Annotated in this window: 5 protein-coding genes and 2 pseudogenes; 2 read left to right on the top strand and 5 right to left on the bottom strand. The window is 60.1% G+C overall.

Annotated elements, in window-relative coordinates; all coding sequences use genetic code 11:
- Positions 1-187 precede the first annotated feature (187 nt).
- Positions 188-1,287, top strand: a protein-coding gene (locus tag AP428_RS25535) for an IS3-like element ISBcen23 family transposase (protein ID WP_085962301.1) whose coding sequence is annotated in 2 segments (ribosomal slippage) — positions 188-440 and positions 440-1,287 — 1,101 coding nt in all. Because the reading frame shifts where the segments join, the coding sequence is not laid out codon by codon here.
- A gap of 265 nt (positions 1,288-1,552) precedes the next feature.
- Here AP428_RS25535 and AP428_RS37805 read toward each other — a convergent pair.
- From AP428_RS37805 to AP428_RS35855, 4 genes and pseudogenes are all read right to left on the bottom strand, one after another.
- A complete protein-coding gene (locus AP428_RS37805; protein WP_011548488.1) occupies positions 1,553-1,780 on the bottom strand; it encodes a DUF1016 N-terminal domain-containing protein in 228 nt (75 codons plus the stop codon).
- 81 nt (positions 1,781-1,861) lie between these two features.
- Complete coding sequence (locus AP428_RS25525) at positions 1,862-2,350, bottom strand: GNAT family N-acetyltransferase (protein ID WP_011548487.1); 489 nt, start codon at positions 2,348-2,350, stop codon at positions 1,862-1,864.
- A complete protein-coding gene (locus AP428_RS25520) occupies positions 2,347-2,616 on the bottom strand; it encodes a DUF1778 domain-containing protein (protein ID WP_011548486.1) in 270 nt (89 codons plus the stop codon). The genes AP428_RS25525 and AP428_RS25520 overlap by 4 nt, the downstream gene beginning before the upstream one ends.
- A gap of 332 nt (positions 2,617-2,948) precedes the next feature.
- A pseudogene (locus tag AP428_RS35855) lies at positions 2,949-3,191 on the bottom strand (IS256 family transposase); the annotation flags it as partial.
- Between the two features lie 54 nt (positions 3,192-3,245).
- On the opposite strand from AP428_RS35855, the pseudogene AP428_RS25510 reads away from it, so the two are divergent.
- Positions 3,246-4,258, top strand: a pseudogene (locus tag AP428_RS25510) (IS3-like element ISBcen22 family transposase); the annotation flags it as partial.
- 279 nt (positions 4,259-4,537) lie between these two features.
- Here AP428_RS25510 and AP428_RS37500 read toward each other — a convergent pair.
- Positions 4,538-4,657, bottom strand: a 120-nt coding sequence (locus tag AP428_RS37500) for an integrase core domain-containing protein (RefSeq protein WP_231691705.1), incomplete at its 5' end; no start/stop codon positions are given.

The following is a 4,657-nucleotide window of genomic DNA, read 5'->3' as shown; positions in this document are numbered from 1 at the left end:
TCCGGTCGAATACCGGCAGAGTCTTGGAATTGCGGCATAAATCAGTCCAAGAATTTGACCGCACCCCCGTTCTATTGGGAAAATTGCCTCCGAAACACTAACACTCATTTGTGTCCAGGTGACCTGAGACGGATCGTGTAGCCAAACGGCAAGTGAGTTCTCTTATCCTAGAGGCAAGGAGAACTCGATGAAGAAGCGACATACCGACGAACAGATCATCCGCATCCTGCGGGAAGCCGAGAGCCAGGAGGTACCGGTCAAGGATCTGTGCAAGCGGCACAACATCTCGGAGCAGACGTTCTACCGGTGGCGCACCAAGTTCGGTGGCATGGACGTGGCCGAAGCACGTCGGCTCAAGGAACTGGAATCGGAGAACGAGAAGCTCAAGCGGCTGGTGGCCGAGCAATTGCTGGTGATCGACGGCTTGAAGGAGTTCAGCCGAAAAAAATGAATTCCCCGACGGGCCGGCGCGAAGCGCTGGAAGTCCTGACTCGGCGGGGATTATCGCAACGCAAGGCATGTCGTTACCTGGGGCTGAGCCGCCGGGTGGCGATCTACACGCTCAAGCAACCGGAGAAAGACCGGAGCTTGGGCGAGCGGTTGATCGCGGCTTCCCAAGAGGTGCCACGCTTCGGTTATCGTCGGATCTCGGCTTGGCTGTCGTTGGGCGAATCGCGTGTGCGCCGGATGTGGCGTGCGCTGAAGCTGAACATCCCGAAGCGCCGGCCGCGTCGACGGCGTTGCGGCAGCGATATTCGCCTGCCGGGTGCGACGAAACCCAATTCGGTCTGGAGCTACGACTTCGTCCACGACCAGTTGGTCGACGGTCGAGTCTTGAAGATGCTGTGCGTGATCGACGAATACACCCGCGAATGCCTAGCAATCGAGGTCGGGGCCAGCTTGCGTTCGCAAGACGTGATCCTGGTCCTGTCGCGATTGATGCGCCTATACGGCAAGCCGGCGTTCATTCGGTCCGACAACGGCGCGGAATTTACGGCGGCCAAGGTTATGCGCTGGCTGCGTGACGCGGCAATCGGGCCAGCCTTCATTACGCCCGGTAACCCGTGGCAAAACGGCTTCGTCGAAAGCTTCAACGGCAAGCTGCGCGACGAGCTGCTGAATCGGGAATGGTTCCGCAGCCGCGCCGAGGCCAAGGTGCTCATCGAGCGCTGGCGACAGTTCTACAACGAGCGTCGGCCGCATAGCGCTCATCGTTACCAACCTCCTGCCACGGTCCGTCGAGCCTGGCTGGATTCCGAGAATATCGACAGGCGACTCACTGCTTAACTGGCTACAAGATCCCACCGCAGGTCACAGGATTTCTAGAGCAGATCATTACAATCGGCAGCGCATGCCCACGTCGATCGACTACCTCACTCCCGTCGAATACGAAACCCGACGCTGCATGACATGCTGAACGTGAAAACGAGGCAGGGTCAATCCGGGTGGGCGTGGATTGTGCAGACAGTCTCTGCACAATCCGGTCTGCAGGCCACGTCGAGTAAAAAGCTCGCATCTGCGCGAGATTGCGCCATCCGAAACTACGACCGAATCACTCTGACAGCCCGGCGCCCAAACGGCGGATCACCGCGTCGCCATAAGCGGGCCGCCCCTTCCCGCCCTGCTCGAACTCAACGATTCGTCGCCCGATCTCCCAATATGTCGCCGTCATCAGGGCGTTCACCGTGCGAGCCGTCGCTTCGCGCGACGACGCAACTACATCGGCAATTTCACGGTGCAGTCCGGCATAAGCGGCCTGCCCGACATCGAGCTGCGTCACAGTGCGTTCACCGCGTCCTTAAACGCCTCGCGCCGTAGCCCAGTATTACCGACTCCGTCATTTCCCGCAGGATAGCTTCCGCTACTTCACCGTTGCCAATGGCATGAACAATGCCAGCGGGTCGCTAGTCAGCGGCGCGAAGCCGAAATGCCGGTAGAACGCCGCAGCCGTTTCGTCCTTTGCGTCGACCGTCAGAGCCACCGCAGCGATTTCGGACTTTGCGGCACGTTGCAGCGCGTTGACCAGCAGCGCTGCGCCGAGTCGCCTGCCGCGATATGCCTGATCGACGGCCAGGCGCCCCATGCGCACCACCGGGATCGCAGGATAACGGGGCAACTTGCGCGCGATGGCGTGCGGCAAATCCGTGAGCGCGACGCTGGCGGCAGACAGTGTGTAGTAGCCCGCGACAACGTTGCCGTCGAGCATCACGAAACAGGCGGCCACCCTGCGGCGTACGTCCTGCGTAACCACCTCGCGCAGATATCGATCAAGCGCGGGCGTGCCGCATGCGAATCGAGATCGATCATGAGCCGCCTCAAGGGCGGCCACTACCAACTGCGCACCGCTCATGCGTTACGCAGCAGTTGATCGTGAAGATCGATCGCGCGCTTGAGCGCGTCGACCGGCTCGGCGGGCGTCAGGATCGCGTGCGCGAACCGTTCCGATTCCGCGACCGACAGGCGGATCACTTCCGCGTCGGCAATCGCGCGTTGCGCCGCCTCCCGGGCGGCCGAGACGACGAAATCGGACATCGTGCGCCCCTGAATCTCGGCAGCGCGCCGGATCGCCGCGTGCACATCCGTTTCGATGCGGGCCTCAAATCGTGTGGTAGCCATGGTCACTCACCTCCTCACGCCATTGTACGGAAAATTGCCGGGGCGATCAAGGTGTACGGAAAATTGCCGAGTCACTATCGCGCAAATTGAAAATGCTGGGCGACGTGTTTGACGCATCGCGAAGTCTCTTCGCACTTGTAGACCAAAATAAAGTCGTCAAATTACGGGCCAGAAGCCTTGATCCGCGAGGATTCCGGAGTGACGGAACTACATTGCGCTATGTGACGGTCATCCGCTACCAGAAAGGCTTTGGCGGGCCGCCCAGCGCTTCGCCGTGGGTCGAATGGGTGCGCCAGCGTGGCGGCTGGTGGAGCAGCCCCCCTGAAACACCGGACCGTCTTGGCGCCCCGCCCGTTGCGCTGATTCGTGGCGTTGGCCGGCTTGGCCGCACCGGCAGGGTAGCCAAGATGATGATTCATCTCGCCGCTCAGTGCTCGCTCGATCAGCGCCTTCTTGAGCGCCAGCGTCGCGGCATTGATGGCTTCTGCTGTCATTGGACCGTTGCCAAACTGCTCAAGCAGTTCGGCCGGAATCGCCGGCAGTTCCACCGGCTGGGCTTTCGGTTTGCGAGGCATACACTCTCCTTGAGAGAATGTTATGCCTTAAACACGAAATTCCTGACAGGCCCGATATCGGAGCAGACGTATTACCGATGGAAGAAGCAGTACGCGGGTCTGGAGTCGAACCAGGTCCGCGAACTGAAGCAACTCCAGGATGAGAACGAGCGGCTCAAGAAGCTAGTTGCGGAGCTGAGTCTGGACAAGGCCATCCTGCAGGATATCGCCACAAAAAAGTGGCCGCGCCCGCGCTGAAGAGACAGGCAGTGAGCTACATCGTGGATCACTACGGTCTTCCGACGCAGCGGGCGTGCCGGCTGGTCAAGCAAGCTCGCAGTACCCACTACTATCGCAGCGTCAAGGACCCGCAAACGGCACTGCGTCAACGCATGCGCGAGATTGCGCAGACGCGCGTTCGATATGGCTACCGGCGCGTGCACGTGCTGCTCAAGCGTGAAGGTTGGCGTGTGAGCCGTAATCGGGTCTATCGGCTCGACGCCGAAGAGCAGCTTCAACTGCGTTCGAAGCTACCCAAGCGCCGCAAGATGGTGGTGTCGCGCCGCGAGCGTTGCGTGCCGGTTCGTCCCAATGAAGTCTGGAGTCTGGACTTTGTGGCGGACCAGTTAGCCGACGGCACCCGCTTGCGCGCCCTGACGGTCGCGGACATCTTTAGCCGTGAAGCGCTGGCCATTGAAGTAGGCAAGCGCTTGCGTGCCGAGGACGTCGTGTCAGTGCTGAATCGTTTGGTGGCTCAGCGCCGCGCACCGAGGTTCCTGTTCGCCGATAACGGCAGCGAATTCTCGGGTCGCCTGCTGGACATGTGGGCCTACCACTACAAGGTGCAGATCGACTTCAGCCGGCCAGGCAAGCCCACCGACAACAGCTTCATCGAGACATTCAACGGCTCGTTCAGGGACGAATGTCTGAACCTGCACTGGTTCGAATCGTTGGCGGAAGCCAAACGAGAGATCGAGGCTTGGCGCCGCGACTACAATGAGACTCGACCTCACATGGCGCTCAAAGAGCTAACACCGGGTGAATTCGCCCGGCAATACAGCCTTCGGCCCACGGCCGAAGGCTCATGAAAGACCGAACACTAACGCTCGGCACTGTCCAAGAAATCCAAGCGGTTCAGGTGGATATCTGAATCCAGGTATGACAAGGCTTGTAATGCCTAGGTCGAAATCTCCGCACTTGAACGCACCGGCATACCGAGTATTCGGTTCATGGCGATATGGAAGTAGATTTCAGCTGGACATTGGGGCTTCAATTTGCGCCGATGCCGCCACCCTAACAGTCCGCTGGTTAGCCTAGGCAGCGGGCCCTGTGGAGTTGCCCCTGTAACTCAGGACACGCGGACACCGTTAGGTTGATGACACCGCATTACGCCTGAACTCGCGAGGCGAGCGGTATTTCAAGGCTTTGTGCGGGTGGCGCTCATTGTAGTGTTCAAACGCGATAGCCAGACGCGAGAGCGCTGTTGG

Origin of the sequence: Burkholderia sp. E168m22 (genome assembly GCF_001319805.1) — a bacterium.
Taxonomy (GTDB): domain Bacteria; phylum Pseudomonadota; class Gammaproteobacteria; order Burkholderiales; family Burkholderiaceae; genus Burkholderia; species Burkholderia orbicola.
Note: the sequence above shows the minus strand (reverse complement) of the source record. Positions and strands in the feature narration are given on the sequence as shown.